This is a genomic window from Gordonia jacobaea, assembly GCF_965344965.1.
GTDB classification, from domain to species: domain Bacteria; phylum Actinomycetota; class Actinomycetes; order Mycobacteriales; family Mycobacteriaceae; genus Gordonia; species Gordonia jacobaea.
Map to the genome: position 1 here is coordinate 430,888 of NZ_CBDRLS010000005.1, position 16,700 is coordinate 447,587.

Consider the following 16,700-nt stretch of genomic DNA (forward strand, 5'->3'; position numbering starts at 1 on the left):
GCACCCTCGCCTGGCTGGAAACTCACACACGTTCTTCGGAGTGGCCATCGGTCGGGATGGGTGAGACGGAGAGCGGTCACGACACCGAGAAAAGGTAGGCTACCCTCACAAACAGGCGGCGATGCGCGGACGGAAGGTCGAGAAATGGTCGAATCACCCACGAAGAATAAGTCGCGTGGCTGGCAGGGCGCGGTCCTCAAGCTCATGGGGGCCGACGACTATGAACTCACCGTGACAGGTATGCGGCAGATCACCGATCACTATGTCCGCGTCGATTTCGTCGGTGGGGGACTGCTCAAGGATCGCCCGGTGCATCCGACCATGTGGATTCGTATGTGGTTCGTGAACAAGCACGGCAAGATCCACCAGCGCGGATACACCCTCGTCGATCCCGACCCCGCAACCGACACCTTCTCGATCGAGTTCGCGATCCACGACGGCGCTGCGCCTCGCTGGGCGCTCTCGGCACAGCCGGGAGACGTGATCAGCGCGACGTTCATGGGATCGAAGTTCGCGCTTCCCGAACCCGCGCCGAAGGGGTGGCTCATCGCGGGTGATCCCGCAGCGCTGCCGGCGATCAACTCACTCCTGGAAGCCCTGACTGCGTCGACGCCGACTGTTCCCGCGACGATCTGGTTCGAGGTCTCCCACGGCGACGACAAGGAACTGCCGATCGCGGTGCGTGAGCACGACACGCTGAGCTACGTCGACCGCGGGGCAGACGGCAGCGCGATCGTCGAGCAGGTGCGGGCAGCGGCGTTCGACGCGTCGGACCACTTCGCGTGGGTGGCGCTGGACATGACCGCGACACGCGCGATCGCGGGCGTGTTCAAGACCGACTACAAGCTCGACAAGAAAGCGGTCAAAGCCCAGGCGTACTGGCGCACCGGTATCGATCCGTCCTGACCGATCCGGGCGCCGGTCGCGCACCGCTTATCCGTTGCGGAACCAACCGTTGTTGTAGATGTTCCAGATCGCCTGCTGCCAGTAACCCCAGGCGTGGGTTCCGGTGATCGGGAAGTCGGTGCGCAGGTTCACGCCGAACAGCGGTGCTGCGAGCGCGAAGGTGCGGCTCTGCTCACCGGAGACCGCCTCGATCGCCGTCGAGTTGAATCCGGTGATGTAGAAGTCGGTGTTGTTGGCGCCGGGAGGCTGGTGATCGCCCCACACGCCGGTGCCCGCGTACATCCACAGGTGCAGGCCGTTCATCGCCGGAAGGTTTTCCGTCGGCGAATGCTGGAAGGCTTGGCCGTTGGGGAACCAGCCCCACATGTCGTTGAGGTTGTAGTGGCCCGCATCCCAGGCCGCTGCGCGCAGCATGGTCTGCATGCCGGTCGCGACGAGGTTCATGAAGCCCGACATCGAGACCACGCGCTGGTAGAGATCGCGCCGCTCATTGCCGATGATCACGGCCTGGCTCGCCGACATCGAGAGGCCGACGAGCGTGCGGTTACGGAAGCCGTGGCTGTCGAGGAACCGCGGAAGGCTGCCCTTGAGCACGCTCTCCCAGCGGTACGGATTGCGCTGGCCTGCGCTGGCCGATGCTCGCTGCCAATCGGCATAGAACGACGACTGGCCACCGATCGGCATGACGACGTTGTAGCCACGCAGTGCCAGGTAGGCGACGTTGGTCTCCCGCTCCCAGCCGTTGAAGTCATTGGTGGCGCGCAGGCCGTCGAGGAAGATGACCGTCGGCGCATTGCGCGGGTTGGTGGTTTGCGACGGCCATGCGCGGACAGAGACCGGGTGGTCCATGCCGTAGTTGTAGATCTGCTCGTTGATGAAGCCCTTGATCTGCTTGGCGGGCGGACCCCACGCACGCGCGCCACCGGCACCGGAGATCAAGCCGACCACGAGGGCCAGCGCCACAATCAGGACTGAGACGGGCAGGACCCGACGACGCGTGTGGGACACGAGCGACCACTTCCATTAGGAGAACATGAATTCGAGAGTCGTCCGATCGTCCGATCGGTGACAGTCGATTCAGGAATCGCGATTGAGCCTACAGCGCGTCGTTATCATTTGGTAATACGAAGTCGGCTAATAGTTACGCACCAACACCTGTGTACTTCGCCAATCCGACAAATCCGCCGTGATTGTTTCGTGATCATCATGCGCCGTTTGCCCAGCGTGTGCTGGGTCGACGCGTAGCGTTGGAGTCGAGTCCGAGTAACTGCACCACGAAGGAATTCTTTTACCGAGGCGGAAGGTCTGCGCTGTGACAACGATTGCGATAGTCGGAGGAGGGCTGGCGGGGGCAAAGGCCGCCGAGGCGCTACGTGAACAAGATTTCGACGGCGATGTCGTGATCTTCGGCGTCGAGAACGAGCTGCCGTACGAACGTCCGCCGTTGTCGAAGGAATTCATGCAGGGCAAGCAGGACCTGCCCGAGTTCACGGTCCACGACACCGATTGGTACCTCGACCAGCGCGTCGAGTTCCGTCCGGGAACCCGTATCGAGAAGGTCGACGCCGCTGCCAAGACAGTGTCGCTCCCCGACGGTTCGACGGTGTCCTACGACAAGTTGCTGCTGGCCACGGGCTCGTCGTCGCGGGTTATCGACCTGCCGGGTGCCGACGCCTCGGGCGTCCACTACCTGCGGACCGTCGACGATGCCCGCGCGATCCGCGAGACGCTCACCGAGGGCTCGCGCCTGGCGATTGTCGGGGCGGGCTGGATCGGCATGGAGGTCGCTGCTTCCGCGCGTGAGCGCGGGGTCGAGGTGGCGATCGCAGAAGCCTCGAAGCTGCCGCTGCTGCGCGCGCTGGGGCCGGAGGTGGCCCAGGTCTTCGCCGACCTGCACCGCGAGCACGGCGTCGACCTTCGGACCGAGGTCAAGGTCGCCGAGATCACCACCGAGAACGGCGCGGCGACGGGATTGCGTCTCGCCGACGGCGACACCATCGCTGCCGACGCCGTGTTGATCGCCGCGGGTGCTGTTCCCAACCTCGACGTCGCGGAGTCTGCGGGACTCGACATCGACGGTGGCGGCGTGCTGGTCAACGCGGGCTTGCGTAGCAGCGACCCCGACATCTACGTCGTCGGCGATATCGCGAATGCCGAGCATCCGATCCTCGAACGTCGTGTGCGCGTCGAACACTGGGCGAACGCGATGAACCAACCGGCGGTCGCCGTCACCAACATGCTCGGCGGCAGCGCCGAGTACGAGAACCTCCCGTACTTTTTCACCGACCAGTACGACCTCGGCATGGAGTACAGCGGGCTGTCCGACGGCTACGAGAAGGTCGTCTTCCGAGGTGACGTACCGGGTCGTGAGTTCGTCGTTTTCTGGCTCGACGGCGACAACACCGTCCTCGCGGGCATGCAGGTCAACATCTGGGATCAGCTCGACGGCATCAAGCAACTGATCCTCGGCGGCGATCCCGTCGACCCGGACGCTCTTGCCGATTCGTCTGTGGCACTTGCAGACTTGTAAGTCGTGCACGCGCCGACAACTCCGCTGACCTTCGACGTCGCGCTCATCTCCTGGCGGCTCGACACGGTCACCACGGTGATCGTGGCAGCGGTCCTGGCTGCTTACTGGGCGGGCTGGCGGCGAAGTGCGACGGTCTCGCGTGGGTCTGCGTGTGTGTTCACCGTGCTCGGCGTCGGAGTCTGGCTGATCGCGGGGATCAGCGTGGTCGGCGTCTACGCCGACACCCTGTTCTGGGTCCGCGCGCTGCAGTTCGTGCTGCTACTGCTGGTTGCGCCATTCGGTCTGGCCCTGGGCCGACCCGTGACAGTGCTGCGGGAAGCACTCGGCTCGCGCGGCCGTGCACGACTCGACGCCGCGATGAACAGCCGGGCTGCACGCGTGCTGCTCGGGCCGATCCCGACGTCGGCGCTGATGCTCAGCGTGCCCTGGCTGATCTACTTCACCGGGTGGTACGAGCTGGTGCTGCGCGACGAGTCGGTCGACGTCGCCACGCGTCTCCTCCTCGTGGCGATCGGCGTCGGGTACTTCTACGCACGCCTGCAGGTCGATCCGGTTCCGCGCAGATACCCGCAGGCGCTGTCGCTCGGCATCACCACGGTCGAGAGCATCGCCGACGGACTGCTCGGGATCGTGCTGTGGCAGGGGTCGCTGGTGGCGGTCGACTACTACACGGCACTGCACAGAACCTGGGGGCCGAGTCTGCGCATGGATCAGACGATCGGTGCGGGCATTCTCTGGATTCTCGGCGACGTCGTCGGACTGCCGTTTCTCATGGTGCTGTTCCGACGCTTCCGTACCGACGAACGCGAGACCGAAAAGCAGGTCGACGCCGCGCTGGAGTCGAGTGACGAGGCGGCCGTCCCCGACGCCGATGACGCCACGAGCGGATTGTGGTGGGAGTCGGATCCCAATTTGCGGGACAGATATCGTTAGGCGATGCGCACAACCGTCGACCTCGATTACGCGACCGCGATCACTCTCGGGGCGTCGGGCCTGGTGTTTCTTCTTGCCCTGATTCTCGGGGTCTGGAAGTACGAGCAGATGCGCAACTCGCCCGATCACCTGGCGCATCCGTACGTCGACATCGCTCACCGGTCGGCGCTGCTCTACGCGTTCGCGACCGCTCTCGTCGCTGTCTTCGTCTACCTCAGCGCATGGCCGACGTGGTTGAACCTCGCCGCGGCGATGGTGATGGTGGTGTTCTTCCTCGGAGCTATCGGCAGCTACATCATGCACGGCATGTTGCGCGACACCACCAACCAGTTCGCCCGCGAAGACCCGGTTCTGCGGGTGTCGATGATCGCGCTGATGGTCGGCGAGATCGGCGGCTTTCTCGTGCTGTTCGCCGGATTCGTCGCCGGGAGGTTCTAGTCGCCGGGCGGTTCTAGGAGTTCAGGACTCCTGCTGGTTGCCGCCCTGTGCGGCGTCGGCGGCGGCGATCTCGGCGCGCACCTGATCCATGTCGAGGTCGTTCACCGCGGTGATGAGCTGTTCGAGCTGTGCCGGTGGGAGTGCGCCCGGCTGATTGAAGACCAGCACGCCGTCGCGGAAAGCCATCAGCGTCGGGATCGACTGGATGCCGAAGCCCGCTGCGAGCTGCTGTTCGGCCTCGGTGTCGACCTTGCCGAACACGATGTCGGGGTGAGTCTCCGACGCCTTCTCGAAGGTCGGGGCGAACTGTCGGCACGGGCCGCACCACTCCGCCCAGAAATCGACCAGCACGGTGCCGCCGGCCGAAATGGTGTCCTCGAAATTGCCAAGCGTGATCTCTTGTGTGCTCATGAGTCCACGGTACGCACGCTGAACACGCCCGTCATGTGCTCACGCACGATCGACGCGGCGGGATCGCTACGGGGCGACGTCGAGCCAATCGGTGAACCCCGTCGGGTCGTGCCTGCCGAGGCAGAAGTGCTCGAACATGCCCCAGCCCTCGCGCGTCGTGCCGTCGGCTTCGCGGCACCGCGCACGTGCGACGTGGTCGGTGGCGCCGAATGCGATTCGTCCGACGACTGCGGGGTCGGTCATGTCGTAGGTGACGCGTTCGGTGAATCCCTCGCCGCGCCACATGCCGTGCTGCCAGTCGGAATCGCCGCCGTATCCGCCGCCGACGTGCAGCGGTGCCGCGAGCAGCGAGTCGACCTCGAAGGTGACCGGCGAACCGTCTGCGGCCGTTGCCGCGATGGTTGCGCCCGTGACCTCGCGGGTCCCGGAACGGTAGTGGATGTCGAATCGCGGCCAGCCGAGTTGCTCGACGCGGCCGTCCTTCCAGACCCGTGAACAGTCGTTGAGCGTGCGGATGCCGTCGGGCGACTCCTGGACGATCAGGACGAGCTCGAAGTCGTCGAATGCGATGGGGACGTAGGTCCACCACATGCCGTCGAACGGTGGGTCGGCGGGACGTCCGGTGGGTTCGGCTTCTCCGACAGGCCGGATGCCCCAGGAGCGATCACGGCTCCCGATCCACGTCGACGGTTCGACGGCGATCTCGGTGTCGTCGACGCGGATCCACCCCGACCACGACCCGAGCTGGGCAAAACGCTGCGCGTCCAACGTGATCCGGTTGCCGCTGCGCATCACATGCGGCAGCTCCTGCACGACGTCGAATAGTCCGTTCCACGTCAGGTCGAAGGAGATCCCGTCGGTGGGTTCGAGGGTGAGGCGGATCGTGTGGAGTGGGTCGATCACCTCGATGCGGTAGCCGCCGACGTGCTGGTCGAGTCGATTCTGATCGATCGCGTCGGACAGGTGCACCGCGGTCTGTTCGTCGCCGCGGCGGATCACGACGAACGCGTCCTTGACCCCGAGGTTGGGGTAGTAACCGAGGCCGGTCACGAGAAAGATGTCGCCGGTGCGGTCGTGGGCGTTGAAGTAGCACCGGTCGTAGAAGTTGCGGTCGGAGCTGCCCGGCCACGCAATCGGTTGGGGCAGTTGGTGAACCGGATACTCGTCGAGTGGTCCCAGCATCAGATCTCCTCGTCGAGTAGTCGCTGCAATAGCGGGCGGTGGTAGAACAGCTCGGCGTCGATGTCGGTTGGTGGCGCCATCTCGCCGAAGTGGATGCGTCGTGACGCGGTGCGCATGAAGATCACTCCCCAGATCACCGCCGAGTACAGGTAGAACCAGTGCAGGTCGCCGAGCTCCACGCCGGTGAGCTTGCGGTAGGTGGCACGGACGTCGTCCTCGCGAAGCACGTCGGGTAGACCTGGCATGCTCGCAAGACCGACCAGTTCTTGAAAGACGTTGTGGGCGAATATCAACCACGCGATGTCGAGTTCACGTGGACCCAGAGTTGCCATCTCCCAATCGAGGACGGCGGCGGGTGTGAAGTCTTGATAGATCACGTTGCCGATGCGCGCGTCGCCCCAGTTGAAGACCGTCTCGCCGGCCGCGATCTCGGTGGGGAAGTGGGTGTCGAGCCAGACCATTGCGCGGTCGAGGAGCGGTGAGCGGCCGAGATCGTCTGCGGCGAAGTCGTAGAAGCGTTGTAGCGCGTCGAGGCGTCGACGTAGGGGAGTCGACGACGCGTCGTCGCGCTGGTCGAGGAACCCAAAGGTGTTCTGCGCGTCGGGAATTGAATGCAGTGTCGCGATCAAGTCGATCGTCGCGTCCTGTAGGGATCTGCGCTTGTCGGCGGGGGCGTCGAAGAACCAGTTGTCGCCGAAGGTGTAGGGCATCACGTCGGGAGGGACGAGGCCGTCGACGCGGTCCATCAGGAAGAAGGGTGAGCCGAGTACGTCGCCGGTCGGTTCGAGCCAACGCGTGGTGGGGATGGGCAGGTCGGTCAGTTGTGCCGCGAGGCGCATCGCCTCGAATTGGTAGTCGAGGTGGTATTCCGCGAACACCGGAATATCGGCGGGGCGTGGCTGCATCCGCATCACCCACTGTTGTTCTCGCGCAACGCCATTCTCGGTCCAGTGGCCGGTGAGCATGACGGTTTCCGACGACATGCCGTTGGCTTCGATGCCCGCGGCGACGGTCACGCTCGGGTTGGCACCCGGCGGTAGCAGTTCGCTGAGCCATTCCGCCAGCAACGTCGGGATCGTCGCGGTATCGCGTTCCGATCGCTGCAGGTGGTCGAGTTCCTCGAGAGTGGGTCGGGTGCTCATGGCGAGTCCTTTCGCCGGATTACGCTACGCTGAGTAGCGTTATGACACCAGATACGACGACGGATGGCAAGGTTTTCGGAAAAGGTCGTCCCCGCGACGGCGCGATCGACGTGGCGGTGCTCGCAGCGGCGCGAGAACTGTTGGTGGAACTGGGATATGCGCGGCTGACCGTATCGGCCGTCGCCGAGCGGGCGGGCACCACCAAGACGGCGATCTACCGACGATGGTCGGGCAAGCAGGATCTCGTGCACGACGCGACCTTCTCCGGCATGACGGTCTTGTCGGCGTCGACGGGCCACGTCGCCGATGATCTCGAGGTGATGGTCACCCGTGCGCGCGAGGTATTCAATTCGCCGGTGACCCGTGCCGCGTTGCCGGGGTTGGTGACCGATATGGCGGCCGATCCAGAACTGCATCGTCGAGTGATCGAGGGGTTCGCGAGTGTGTTCGCCGCGTTTCGGGAGCGGCTCGTGGCCGCGGTCGACAAGGGTGAGGTGCGTGCGGGTACGAATCCCGACCGCGTCGTCGAGATGATGGGAGGGGCAGCGATGTTGCGGGCGTTGCTGCTACCGGACGTCGAGCTGGATAACGATTGGGGCGCAGGAATTCTCGCCATCATCGAACACGGTGTCCTCGTGGACTGAGCGGCTTACGGGTTCTCGACGCATGCTCACTTCTTCGTGAGATCCGGTGCCGGGTCGTCGTCTTCGCTGCGCTTGGCGAGGATCTCGGTCACCTTGTACATGCCGAGGACGACGACGACGAAGGCGATCACGCCGACGATCTGCGAGCCGTTGGCCCAGCCGTCGCCGACAATCGAAAGCACGCTATCGTCGCCCGTTGCCGCGACGATGCCCGCATAGACCACGCTCCACAACGCCTCGCCGACGATGAGTCCCGTCGCGACGAGCACGCCGATCCGCTTCTTCTGCGCGACGTCGCCGCCGACGCGCTCGCACCACTTGTTGTAGAAGTGACCGAGAATCGCGCCGACCGTGATCATCAGCGTCACGGACATCGGCAGGTACATCCCCATGCCGACAGCGAGCGGGGGGAGAGCGACCTTCTTGTTGACGCGGTGGCCGACCTCGTCGATGACGATCACGACCGCTCCGATGGCGACTCCCAGGCCGAGCATCGGCCAGTTGAGATCGTTGCCGAAGACACCCTTGGCAAGCTCGGAGATCAGGCTCGCCTGGGGGGCTGGCAGGGCGTCGGCTCCGGCGCCCGGTGCGCCGTCGAATCCGAAGGCGGTGTTCATCACTCCGAGGATCGGGGGGATGACCAGCGAACCGAAGCACACGCCGATGATCAACGCCACCTGCTGTTTCCACGGTGTCGCGCCGACCAGCTGGCCGGTCTTAAGGTCTTGCAGATTGTCGTTGGAGATGGTCGCGACGCCGAACACGATCGCCGTTGCGAAGAGAGTGAAGGCGACGAGCGTCGATGATTGCGCGGGATCGGCGGCGCCGTAGACGAACTTGATGAGCAGTGCGGCGATGATCACGGCGAGGATGCCGACACCCGAGATCGGGGAGTTCGACGATCCGATGAGGCCCGCCATGTAGCCGCATACCGCAGCGATCACCATGCCGATGATGAAGATGAAAAGAACTGTGGCGGCGATGATTCCGCCCGCACTTCCGGAGAGTGCTGTGCCGTGTACGAAGTCCCAGAGGAGGAGTCCGATCGGGAGCAGCATGAAGACGATGGTTCCGCCGACGATGGGGAAGGGGATGTCGCGCTCGGTGATGTCGACGGTGACACCCTCGCGGCGTGCGCGAGCCGAGGCCAGAGCGTCGACGATGCCCTTGACGATGGGGGCGATGAGCTTGAGCAGGGTCCAGATCGCGGCGATCGCGATGGCGCCCGCACCGACGAATCGGACGTCGTTCTTGAACACTGTGCTGACGACGTCTGCGACGTCGGAGTTGGCGGCGAACTCTCCGGCGGATTTGATCGGGAGGATGACGCCGTACGAGATGATGACACCGAGGAACATGGCGAGGCCGACGGTGAGTCCGACGAGATGGCCGATGCCGATGAGTGAGAGTTGAAGTCCCGCACCGACCATCGTGCCGCCCGAACCCACCCGGAATGCCGTTGAGACGTCGGTGCTGATCAGTTTGAGGTTGCCGAGTAGTGCGAAGACCGCCGACGTGATGCCACTGATCGTGATGGCGCGCAGTCCGATTCGGTTGCGTCGACCTCCCTCTGCGGTGTCACCGACCTTGAGGACCTCTGCGGCGGCAACGCCTTCGGGGTAGGGGAGGTCCGATCCGGTGACGAGTGCGCGGCGCAGCGGGATCGAATACATCACGCCGAGAATGCCGCCGACGAGGCAGACCGCGACGGTGATCCAGTAGGGGAAGCCCGTCCAGTAGCCGACCATGACGAGGCCGGGGATCACGAAGATGATCGCCGAGAGCGTTCCCGCGGCCGACGCGATGGTCTGGACGATGTTGTTCTCGACGATGGAGTGGTGTGCGAAGTTGCGCAGCACAGCCATCGAGATGACTGCTGCGGGGATCGCCGTGGCGAACGTGAGTCCGACCTTGAGGCCGAGGTAGACGTTGGCCGCCGTGAAGACCAGGGTGATGACGCCGCCGAGGATCACCCCGCGCAGCGTGAGTTCGCGAAGACCTGTCGGACGTTCTGGAGCCGTGACGGACATCTGAGTTCCTCTCGCATCCCGGACACTCGGTGTCCGTCGCCTGCCGAGACTGGTTCGTCAACTCTAAGGCCGAGGGCACAGCGATGTGTGTTGTTGCACGCGCGCGGCCTTCTGTGTCGGGGCAGAGGTTGTGTCGGGGCACAGAACGTATGGTCGAGACATGGCCAAAACAATTGCGACCGCCGACGCCGTCGACCGTGATGCGCTTCTCGATTTCGTTCGCCCGCGTCATCATCTACTGCTGCTCACTCGCAGGCGCGACGGCTCGCCGCAGCTCTCGCCGGTGACCGGCGGAGTCGACGAAGACGGCCGCATCGTCATCGCGACCTACCCGGGCCGAGCGAAAACAACTAATGCCAAACGTGATTCGACGGTCAGCGTGTGTGTCGTGTCCGACGAATGGAACGGACCCTGGGTCCAGGTGAATGGCACCGCGGAGGTGTTGGACATGCCCGACGCCGAGGACGGGCTCGTCGACTACTTCCGATCGATCTCCGGTGAGCACCCCGACTGGGACGAATACCGCGCGGCGATGCGGGTGCAGAACAAGTCGCTGATCCGCATCACCCCGACGTCGTGGGGTCCGGTCGCCACGGGCGGCTTTCCCGCCGACATCGCCGCCGAGCTCGACGCGCGGGACAGGTAGGTCGGGTTTGGCGCGGTAGCTTCGGCGCATGATCATCTGGATCAACGGCGCTTTCGGGGTCGGCAAAACGCAGACCGCTCATGAACTGAGTCGTAGGCTCGCGGCCTCGCATGTCGCCGATCCCGAGCTCCTGGGATTCGCTATTCATAAGATGCTTCCGGCGACCAGCCGAGCTGACTTTCAAGACCGTCCGCAGGGGCGATCCGGGGTAGTCGAGACCCTTGCACAGGCAGACCACGAGACCCGGTGCCCAGTAATCGTCCCGATGACGCTGGTCGATACGACTTACTTCGATGAAGTAGTGGGAGGCTTACGCGCCGAAGGCGTCGACGTGCGCCACTACGCATTGACTGCGTCGGTCGAGGTGATTCACAAGCGCTTGAGATCTAGATTGGCGTCCGTCGTCGGACGTCTGATCGGCACCGATGAGACGTGGGCGATGCAGCAAGCACAGCGCTGCGTCGTTGCGTTGCAGGACAGCAGATTCGCAACCCATATCCCCACCGATGATCTGAGTATCGACGAAGTGGTCGAGCAGATCGCAGACGATCTCGACTTACCGCTGGAGCACCCTCGATTGGGTGCGGCACGCTACCAGGCGCGTCGTCTGCAGGTTGGTATCCGACATATCCGACTGTAGGGCGCGTCGGAGGTGTCAGTGCGCGACCGTGCTCCGTCCGAACTCGGCGACCAGTGCGGCGTCGAACACCGGTAGGTCGTCGGGCTTGCGGCTGGTGATCAGGGTGTTCGGGCCGTCGCGGTCGACAACCAACTCCTCGTCGACCCAGGTGGCGCCCGCATTGCGAAGGTCGGTCTGCAGGCTCGGCCACGAGGTGAGTGTGCGTCCGCGCACGACGTCGGCTTCGACGAGCGTCCATGGTGCGTGGCAGATTGCCGCGACGGGTTTGCCCGCCTCGAAGAAGCCCTTGGCGAATGCGACCGCAGATGCGTCTGTCCGCAGGAAATCCGGATTCGAGACGCCACCCGGTAGGACCAGCGCGTCGAAGTCGGCTGCTGTGACCGAATCGGTTGTCGCGTCGACGGTGAACTTGTCGGCGGCGTCGAGGTGGTTGAATGCTTGCACCTCGCCGTCGCTGGTGGATACGAGTTTCGGTGTACCGCCGGTTTCTTCGACGGCGCGCCACGGTTCGGTCAACTCGACCTGCTCGATGCCCTCCGGTGCGACCAGAAAGGCGACGGTGATCCCATTGAGTTCGTCTGCCATGTGACACGATTCCTCTCGTTTGTTCTCCCCTACTTCGACCGTACGCGTCGAGATGGGTGCGAAGGTCCGCACGCGGATGCGCAGGGCGGACGTACGGTGAGGGCATGGCACTGACGTCAGACGTTGCAGTGATCGGCGCCGGGATCATCGGACTCTCGACTGCATATCAACTCGCCCAACAGGGATCGACCGTCACGGTGTACGAGACCGGAACGCCGGGATTCGGCCAGTCGGCCGGGCAGTCACGGATCTTCCGGCACGCGCACGACGACCCGCGCCTCGTCGAACTCGCTGTGCGCGCTCGAGCGCACTGGCGCCGATGGGAAGACGAACTCGGTGCACCCTTGGTGTCCGGCGACGGCGGTCTTGCTCTCGGCGACGCCGCGTTACGGAGATTGCCTGCAATGCAACAGTATTCGGAGATCGGTGCGCGTGAGATCGGATCGGAAGAGTTGCACTCGCTACTGCCGCAGTTGGCCGACTACGACGGCCCGGCGGTGTTCGATCCCTCTGCGGGCTCCATCCACACGCGCACGGCCATCGAACTACTCAGTCAGAACCTGGGCGATTGCGTTGTGCGCGAACAGGTCATCTCGCTGAGGAGTGTCGACGACGGCGTGCAGGTTCGTTGCCCCACGGTGGTGGGTGAGCACGCCGCGGCCGTCGTGTGTGCCGGGCGTGGAACCGCGGCGCTGGCGCGCGGCGTCGGGATCGAGATCCCGGTGAAACTCGGTGCGCACGTGCGGGTTTCGTTCGCAGTGCGCGATGGCGCTGGTCGGCTTCCGACGTTGCAGGACGGTAGTGACGCCTTCGGTTTCAGTGGGATTTACGCGGCCGCCTATCCGGACAGGTCGGCGTACGGCCTCGGTCTCGCCGATTCGGTCGATGCCGACGTCGACGGCGCGATCGTTGACGGCGACGCCCTCGCGCGCCATGCCCACGACGCCCGCGCCTATGTGTCGCGCGCACTCCCAGGATTCGATCCGACGCCGACCGGCATCGTGCACTGTTGGGTCACCGCCCTGCCGTGGGGCGACGACGGCGTCGGGATCTGGCAGAACGGACCGGTTTTCGCCCTCGCTGGGCACAACCTGTTCAAGCACGCACCGACGATCGGCGAGACCCTCGCGCTTGCCGTCGACGTGGGCTCGGTTCCCACCCCGTTCACCCCTGCCGACAAGCTGGGCGCGGGGCGGGGCTGACCGCGAAACGCCAGGTCGAAGTCGCGATATTCGCGCGGCTCACGCCCGCGGGTGGATGTCCGTGTCGGTGAGGACAAGTTGTGATGCCGCAATGGCGCCGGGCACGTAGCTGTATCCCTCGGGTGAGGTCACAAACGCTTCGGGATCGATTTTCGAGACTCGCCACACGTCGACTGGCCCGCCGGTGTTGTTCATGTTGACGAAGTAGTCGCGCTGCCACGTTCCGCGCGCAATGAAGCAGCCGTCTTGCTCGGGTCGGCGACTGCCGGCGATGCCTCGCGCAGCACCCATCCGCCTAACGTCGAGACCGTGGGCCGCGATCGAGTCTCTGTTGAGGACGGACGACACATGAAAGCAGTCGGGCTCACCCAATGACAGGGACTCACTCGACGGCGCGGATCTACTCAACGTTCACCTCCATAGCGGGCGTGACGTTAGCAGCCGCGACCGCTCACATGCACTGCATTTTGATCAGTAGGGAGGCGGGTTTTCTTCGTTCCACTTTTCTTCGGCGCGTGTGACTTTGGCGCGTCGTTGGGCGTGGATGGTGTCGATGGTTCGGCGCGCGGGGTGATCGGGTGGCTTGTCGGTGATGAGTTTGGGGAACAGGTCGAGTCCGCCGAAGGCGTTGCCGACAAAGGTGTGCCCGGTGGGGGATACGAAAATCGCTGTCTGCAGGTCGAGTTGATAGTCACGCCATCGACTGAACGTTTTGGTTCGGTGATGAAACCGGCACAACGGTTTGAGGTTTGCGCGCACGGTCAACCCACCGCTGGACGGGTTGTGGTGGTCAAACGGGGTGCTGTGGTCGACGTCGGCCTGCCACACCGGGTTGGTGCACCCGGGAAACGTGCAACACAGTTCCCCCGAGCGGACCAGCGAGAGGAGTTTTTTGCTGGGCACGTAGCGCAAGGCGGCGCGGGCGGCCGCGGCGTGGTCGGGGTGGCGCGGATCCAGAGCGCCGACGCCGGCGCCCGTGTCGAGGTAGTCGAATGCTGCGTCTGCGGCCAACTCGCGGACGGTGTCGGCGTCGATGACTCCGACCCCGTCGAGGTAGCCGGGCTGATCGTCCTGACCATCAAGGGTGGACTGATTCGCCACCACATGGATCATCGCGCGCGGACCCACCGGCATTGGTGCTGGCGTCGGGTCGGAGTCTGAGTCAGCAGGTTCGGTGTTGGGGGTGGTGCAGGTGTCGCATCGGCAGGCGAGGGTGGTGTCGCCGTTGGCGAACGCGGTCAACGCGTCGGCGCGACGTTGTGCGTGGGTACGGGGGTCGGCGTCGTGGACGCTGTTGGCGAGTTGGGTGAGGCGTTGGTCGATCAACACCCCGGAGGCGGCGGGCACGGTGCCGGTCAGTCGGGCTTGGCCGGGGGTCCACCGATCGGGACGCACCTGGATGTTGCGGTCGGCGTCGATGCGGGCACGACGGCGTTTGACGGCGTCGGCATCGACCTGGGCGACAACCGAATCGACGAGCGCGGCAAAGCGGGTTGTCGATAGATGGTCGCGTGCCGAGAGGGCGGCGGTGAGGCGGGCGTCGACCTCGGCGATGGTGTCCGAGCCGCACAGGCTGGTGCGGGCGACAGCGATATGGAACCGCTGCAGATCGATGCGCCCAGACGCCAGGAGTGAGGAGGTGTAGGGGAGTCGGTAGCGCAGGGCGTGGGCGTCGATGATCAGTTCGCGTGCCCGACCCGGCGGTAGCAACAACACTGCGCCGACGTCGGCGATGGTGCGTTCCAGGCCGTTCGGGCCGTACTGCGCGCGGGGGTCCTCACCCGAACGGCCGCGAGCAGCGAACTCGCGCAACTGTTCTGGTGAGTCGGCTCGGCCGTCGGTGAGTTCGCCGATTTCGGCGCCGTAGTCTTCTTCGTGTTCCTCGTGGATGAGGCTGATCGCCGTCAACAGGCGGAACTGTGCCGAGGCGATGGTCGACGCGCAGTGCGCGATCACCTCGACCAGATCGGTTTTCGACAGGGATTCGTCCTCGGCAACACGCGCGAGCACCGGCGGCTGCGACGCGGGCACGCCTGTGGCGGCGGCCGCGGCGGCCGGGTCGGAGAAGGTTTCCAAGGACATACATCGAACATACAGACGGGGTCTGACAATTTTCGTTCCGTGCGCGGCGGGCTGTGGAATCCGTCTTGCGGCGAAGTCGCGCAACGGATTCCGAAGTCGGCCAGGCTCTATGGATCAGAGCGAGTCACAGGAGGTCCAGCTCGGCGAGTATCAGGTCTGAGCGCCCGGTGACGCCTACTTTCGGCAGAACGGTGATGCTGTAGCCGAGCCGTTCATAGGCGTCGAGCAAACGTGAGTACTCGTCGACAGCGTCAGCGAAATTCAGTTGGCGTTCTTCGTCATTGGCGTAGAGCTCCGGCCACGGCGGCGTGAAGAAGACCCGCTTGTGGTAGCTCTGCAGTTCCTCGATCGAGCATGCCGATGAACCCGTGCAATGACCGTCCTCGTAGTGACGCAGAGCGGTGTCGGCGTCGACGAGGCCGCGGTCGAAGAACACCCACTGATCGCGCTCGTGGTGGGCAAGGTCGGCTCGTGCAGTATCTATGCAGCGGTGAGCGAAGCCAGTGGCGTCCACCCATGGCAACGCTAGACCACCAGTTGCGAGCTCGTCGCGAACGATCCGTCTGCCAGGTTCGTCAATCGTCGTGAATCCGCGAGACGCCAAGTCCTCCAGCACAGTTGACTTGCCGCCGCCCGAGCATCCCGACAACACGACTGCACGCGACGGTCGCTGCACACGCTTCTCCTTCTCTACTAGTGGGGGCTAGACGCGCCCCGCGCCAATCATCCTGGGGCGGAGATCATTCGCCGGAGCATTCTCTCGACAGAGTCCGATGCCGGGCGGGCGCCGCCGACGTTGTGGCTGCGTACTCCGAAGAACATGTCGAACAGCATCCCGGAGAGGAATGCGATGAGGTCGGCGGCGTCCTCACGCGGCGTCGATGATCCCAAGACCTCGAGCAGAGCGGTTGCGCGTTCCATTGAGAACAAGCATGAGCCGAGTTCGTCTCGCAGCGAATCATTTTCACGAACTTCGGGCAGGAGCGCGAACACCGCGAGAGCATCGGCGCGTCGAACGCCATCGAACGCCACCAGCTGCTCCGTGATGAACACCGCTGCGACGTCGGCCGTTATGTCACTGACCGGCTCGGCGTTGGTCATGGCTTCACGTGAGTGCGTACGGATTCGTTCGATGGTCGCAGAGATCAACGCCTCACGAGTCCGGAAGTAATACGACGTCGAGCCCTTCGGCAGTCCGGCCGCCCGGTCGATGGCGCCGTGTGTCAACGCGCGTGCGCCACCGTCGGCCAGCAGCGTGATCGCCTGGTCGCAGATGAGTGGGCGGCGGTCGCCGGGTCGGGGCATCGACATCTCCGTTCGGTTACTCTA

The 16,700-nt window shown here is 64.6% G+C and carries 18 protein-coding genes; 8 read left to right on the plus strand and 10 right to left on the minus strand.

Annotated elements, in window-relative coordinates; genetic code table 11:
* Positions 1-144 precede the first annotated feature (144 nt).
* On the plus strand, positions 145-906 hold the full coding sequence (locus tag ACRVY7_RS18865) for a siderophore-interacting protein (protein ID WP_431818195.1): 762 nt from the start codon (positions 145-147) through the stop codon (positions 904-906).
* Positions 907-933: 27 nt separating this feature from the next.
* Here ACRVY7_RS18865 and ACRVY7_RS18870 read toward each other — a convergent pair whose 3' ends face one another.
* The gene (locus ACRVY7_RS18870) at positions 934-1,914 is read right to left on the minus strand and encodes an alpha/beta hydrolase-fold protein (protein ID WP_431818196.1); all 981 of its coding nucleotides are present in this window, start codon (positions 1,912-1,914) and stop codon (positions 934-936) included.
* 304 nt (positions 1,915-2,218) lie between these two features.
* On the opposite strand from ACRVY7_RS18870, the gene ACRVY7_RS18875 reads away from it, so the two are divergent.
* From ACRVY7_RS18875 to ACRVY7_RS18885, 3 genes are read left to right on the plus strand one after another with little or no spacing between them, the layout of a single operon-like run.
* Positions 2,219-3,436: an NAD(P)/FAD-dependent oxidoreductase gene (locus tag ACRVY7_RS18875; RefSeq protein ID WP_431818197.1), complete on the plus strand. Its 1,218-nt coding sequence runs from the start codon at positions 2,219-2,221 to the stop codon at positions 3,434-3,436.
* A gap of 3 nt (positions 3,437-3,439) precedes the next feature.
* Positions 3,440-4,369 (plus strand): cytochrome c oxidase assembly protein, encoded by a 930-nt coding sequence (locus tag ACRVY7_RS18880; protein WP_431818198.1) that lies wholly within the window; start codon positions 3,440-3,442, stop codon positions 4,367-4,369.
* A 3-nt stretch (positions 4,370-4,372) separates the two neighbouring features.
* Positions 4,373-4,807 (plus strand): hypothetical protein, encoded by a 435-nt coding sequence (locus tag ACRVY7_RS18885; protein ID WP_064865014.1) that lies wholly within the window; start codon positions 4,373-4,375, stop codon positions 4,805-4,807.
* Between the two features lie 21 nt (positions 4,808-4,828).
* Here the strand turns inward: ACRVY7_RS18885 and trxA are convergent, their stop codons facing one another.
* The 3 genes from trxA to ACRVY7_RS18900 all read right to left on the minus strand — a co-directional run bounded on the left by trxA (position 4,829) and on the right by ACRVY7_RS18900 (position 7,542).
* Positions 4,829-5,218 carry a thioredoxin gene (trxA, locus tag ACRVY7_RS18890; RefSeq protein WP_049699348.1) on the minus strand — a complete coding sequence of 130 codons (390 nt, stop codon included), beginning with the start codon at positions 5,216-5,218 and terminating at the stop codon, positions 4,829-4,831.
* Between the two features lie 66 nt (positions 5,219-5,284).
* Positions 5,285-6,400 carry an Rv3169 family protein gene (locus ACRVY7_RS18895; RefSeq protein WP_431818199.1) on the minus strand — a complete coding sequence of 372 codons (1,116 nt, stop codon included), beginning with the start codon at positions 6,398-6,400 and terminating at the stop codon, positions 5,285-5,287.
* On the minus strand, positions 6,400-7,542 hold the full coding sequence (locus ACRVY7_RS18900; protein ID WP_431818200.1) for a phosphotransferase family protein: 1,143 nt from the start codon (positions 7,540-7,542) through the stop codon (positions 6,400-6,402). The genes ACRVY7_RS18895 and ACRVY7_RS18900 overlap by 1 nt, the downstream gene beginning before the upstream one ends.
* A gap of 41 nt (positions 7,543-7,583) precedes the next feature.
* Between ACRVY7_RS18900 and ACRVY7_RS18905 the strand changes: the two genes are divergently transcribed.
* Positions 7,584-8,186 carry a TetR/AcrR family transcriptional regulator gene (locus ACRVY7_RS18905; protein ID WP_431818201.1) on the plus strand — a complete coding sequence of 201 codons (603 nt, stop codon included), beginning with the start codon at positions 7,584-7,586 and terminating at the stop codon, positions 8,184-8,186.
* Positions 8,187-8,212: 26 nt separating this feature from the next.
* Here ACRVY7_RS18905 and ACRVY7_RS18910 read toward each other — a convergent pair whose 3' ends face one another.
* Positions 8,213-10,216, minus strand: a complete 2,004-nt coding sequence (locus ACRVY7_RS18910; RefSeq protein WP_431818202.1) for an OPT family oligopeptide transporter — start codon at positions 10,214-10,216, stop codon at positions 8,213-8,215.
* 160 nt (positions 10,217-10,376) lie between these two features.
* On the opposite strand from ACRVY7_RS18910, the gene ACRVY7_RS18915 reads away from it, so the two are divergent.
* A complete protein-coding gene (locus tag ACRVY7_RS18915; RefSeq protein WP_431818203.1) occupies positions 10,377-10,862 on the plus strand; it encodes a PPOX class F420-dependent oxidoreductase in 486 nt (161 codons plus the stop codon).
* Positions 10,863-10,890: 28 nt separating this feature from the next.
* Complete coding sequence (locus ACRVY7_RS18920) at positions 10,891-11,502, plus strand: AAA family ATPase (RefSeq protein ID WP_431818204.1); 612 nt, start codon at positions 10,891-10,893, stop codon at positions 11,500-11,502.
* 15 nt (positions 11,503-11,517) lie between these two features.
* On the opposite strand, the gene ACRVY7_RS18925 is transcribed toward ACRVY7_RS18920, so the two are convergent.
* The gene (locus ACRVY7_RS18925) at positions 11,518-12,087 is read right to left on the minus strand and encodes a type 1 glutamine amidotransferase domain-containing protein (RefSeq protein ID WP_431818205.1); all 570 of its coding nucleotides are present in this window, start codon (positions 12,085-12,087) and stop codon (positions 11,518-11,520) included.
* A gap of 104 nt (positions 12,088-12,191) precedes the next feature.
* On the opposite strand from ACRVY7_RS18925, the gene ACRVY7_RS18930 reads away from it, so the two are divergent.
* Positions 12,192-13,289: an NAD(P)/FAD-dependent oxidoreductase gene (locus ACRVY7_RS18930; protein WP_431818206.1), complete on the plus strand. Its 1,098-nt coding sequence runs from the start codon at positions 12,192-12,194 to the stop codon at positions 13,287-13,289.
* A gap of 39 nt (positions 13,290-13,328) precedes the next feature.
* Here ACRVY7_RS18930 and ACRVY7_RS18935 read toward each other — a convergent pair whose 3' ends face one another.
* The 4 genes from ACRVY7_RS18935 to ACRVY7_RS18950 all read right to left on the minus strand — a co-directional run bounded on the left by ACRVY7_RS18935 (position 13,329) and on the right by ACRVY7_RS18950 (position 16,676).
* On the minus strand, positions 13,329-13,580 hold the full coding sequence (locus tag ACRVY7_RS18935) for a hypothetical protein (RefSeq protein ID WP_431818207.1): 252 nt from the start codon (positions 13,578-13,580) through the stop codon (positions 13,329-13,331).
* A 180-nt stretch (positions 13,581-13,760) separates the two neighbouring features.
* Complete coding sequence (locus tag ACRVY7_RS18940; RefSeq protein WP_431818208.1) at positions 13,761-15,371, minus strand: HNH endonuclease signature motif containing protein; 1,611 nt, start codon at positions 15,369-15,371, stop codon at positions 13,761-13,763.
* A 124-nt stretch (positions 15,372-15,495) separates the two neighbouring features.
* Complete coding sequence (locus ACRVY7_RS18945; protein ID WP_431818209.1) at positions 15,496-16,047, minus strand: AAA family ATPase; 552 nt, start codon at positions 16,045-16,047, stop codon at positions 15,496-15,498.
* Positions 16,048-16,094: 47 nt separating this feature from the next.
* Positions 16,095-16,676, minus strand: coding sequence for a TetR/AcrR family transcriptional regulator (locus ACRVY7_RS18950; RefSeq protein WP_431818210.1), 582 nt, complete (start codon positions 16,674-16,676; stop codon positions 16,095-16,097).
* Positions 16,677-16,700: the final 24 nt, after the last annotated feature.

Coding starts and splice junctions, on each gene's coding strand:
- ACRVY7_RS18865 (WP_431818195.1), top strand. CDS start 145: ATGGTCGAATCACCCACGAAGAATAAGTCGCGTGGCTGGCAGGGCGCG.
- ACRVY7_RS18885 (WP_064865014.1), top strand. CDS start 4,373: ATGCGCACAACCGTCGACCTCGATTACGCGACCGCGATCACTCTCGGG.
- trxA (WP_049699348.1), bottom strand. CDS start 5,218: ATGAGCACACAAGAGATCACGCTTGGCAATTTCGAGGACACCATTTCG.
- ACRVY7_RS18895 (WP_431818199.1), bottom strand. CDS start 6,400: ATGCTGGGACCACTCGACGAGTATCCGGTTCACCAACTGCCCCAACCG.
- ACRVY7_RS18900 (WP_431818200.1), bottom strand. CDS start 7,542: ATGAGCACCCGACCCACTCTCGAGGAACTCGACCACCTGCAGCGATCG.
- ACRVY7_RS18905 (WP_431818201.1), top strand. CDS start 7,584: ATGACACCAGATACGACGACGGATGGCAAGGTTTTCGGAAAAGGTCGT.
- ACRVY7_RS18910 (WP_431818202.1), bottom strand. CDS start 10,216: ATGTCCGTCACGGCTCCAGAACGTCCGACAGGTCTTCGCGAACTCACG.
- ACRVY7_RS18915 (WP_431818203.1), top strand. CDS start 10,377: ATGGCCAAAACAATTGCGACCGCCGACGCCGTCGACCGTGATGCGCTT.
- ACRVY7_RS18920 (WP_431818204.1), top strand. CDS start 10,891: ATGATCATCTGGATCAACGGCGCTTTCGGGGTCGGCAAAACGCAGACC.
- ACRVY7_RS18925 (WP_431818205.1), bottom strand. CDS start 12,087: ATGGCAGACGAACTCAATGGGATCACCGTCGCCTTTCTGGTCGCACCG.
- ACRVY7_RS18930 (WP_431818206.1), top strand. CDS start 12,192: ATGGCACTGACGTCAGACGTTGCAGTGATCGGCGCCGGGATCATCGGA.
- ACRVY7_RS18935 (WP_431818207.1), bottom strand. CDS start 13,580: ATGGGTGCTGCGCGAGGCATCGCCGGCAGTCGCCGACCCGAGCAAGAC.
- ACRVY7_RS18940 (WP_431818208.1), bottom strand. CDS start 15,371: ATGTCCTTGGAAACCTTCTCCGACCCGGCCGCCGCGGCCGCCGCCACA.
- ACRVY7_RS18950 (WP_431818210.1), bottom strand. CDS start 16,676: ATGCCCCGACCCGGCGACCGCCGCCCACTCATCTGCGACCAGGCGATC.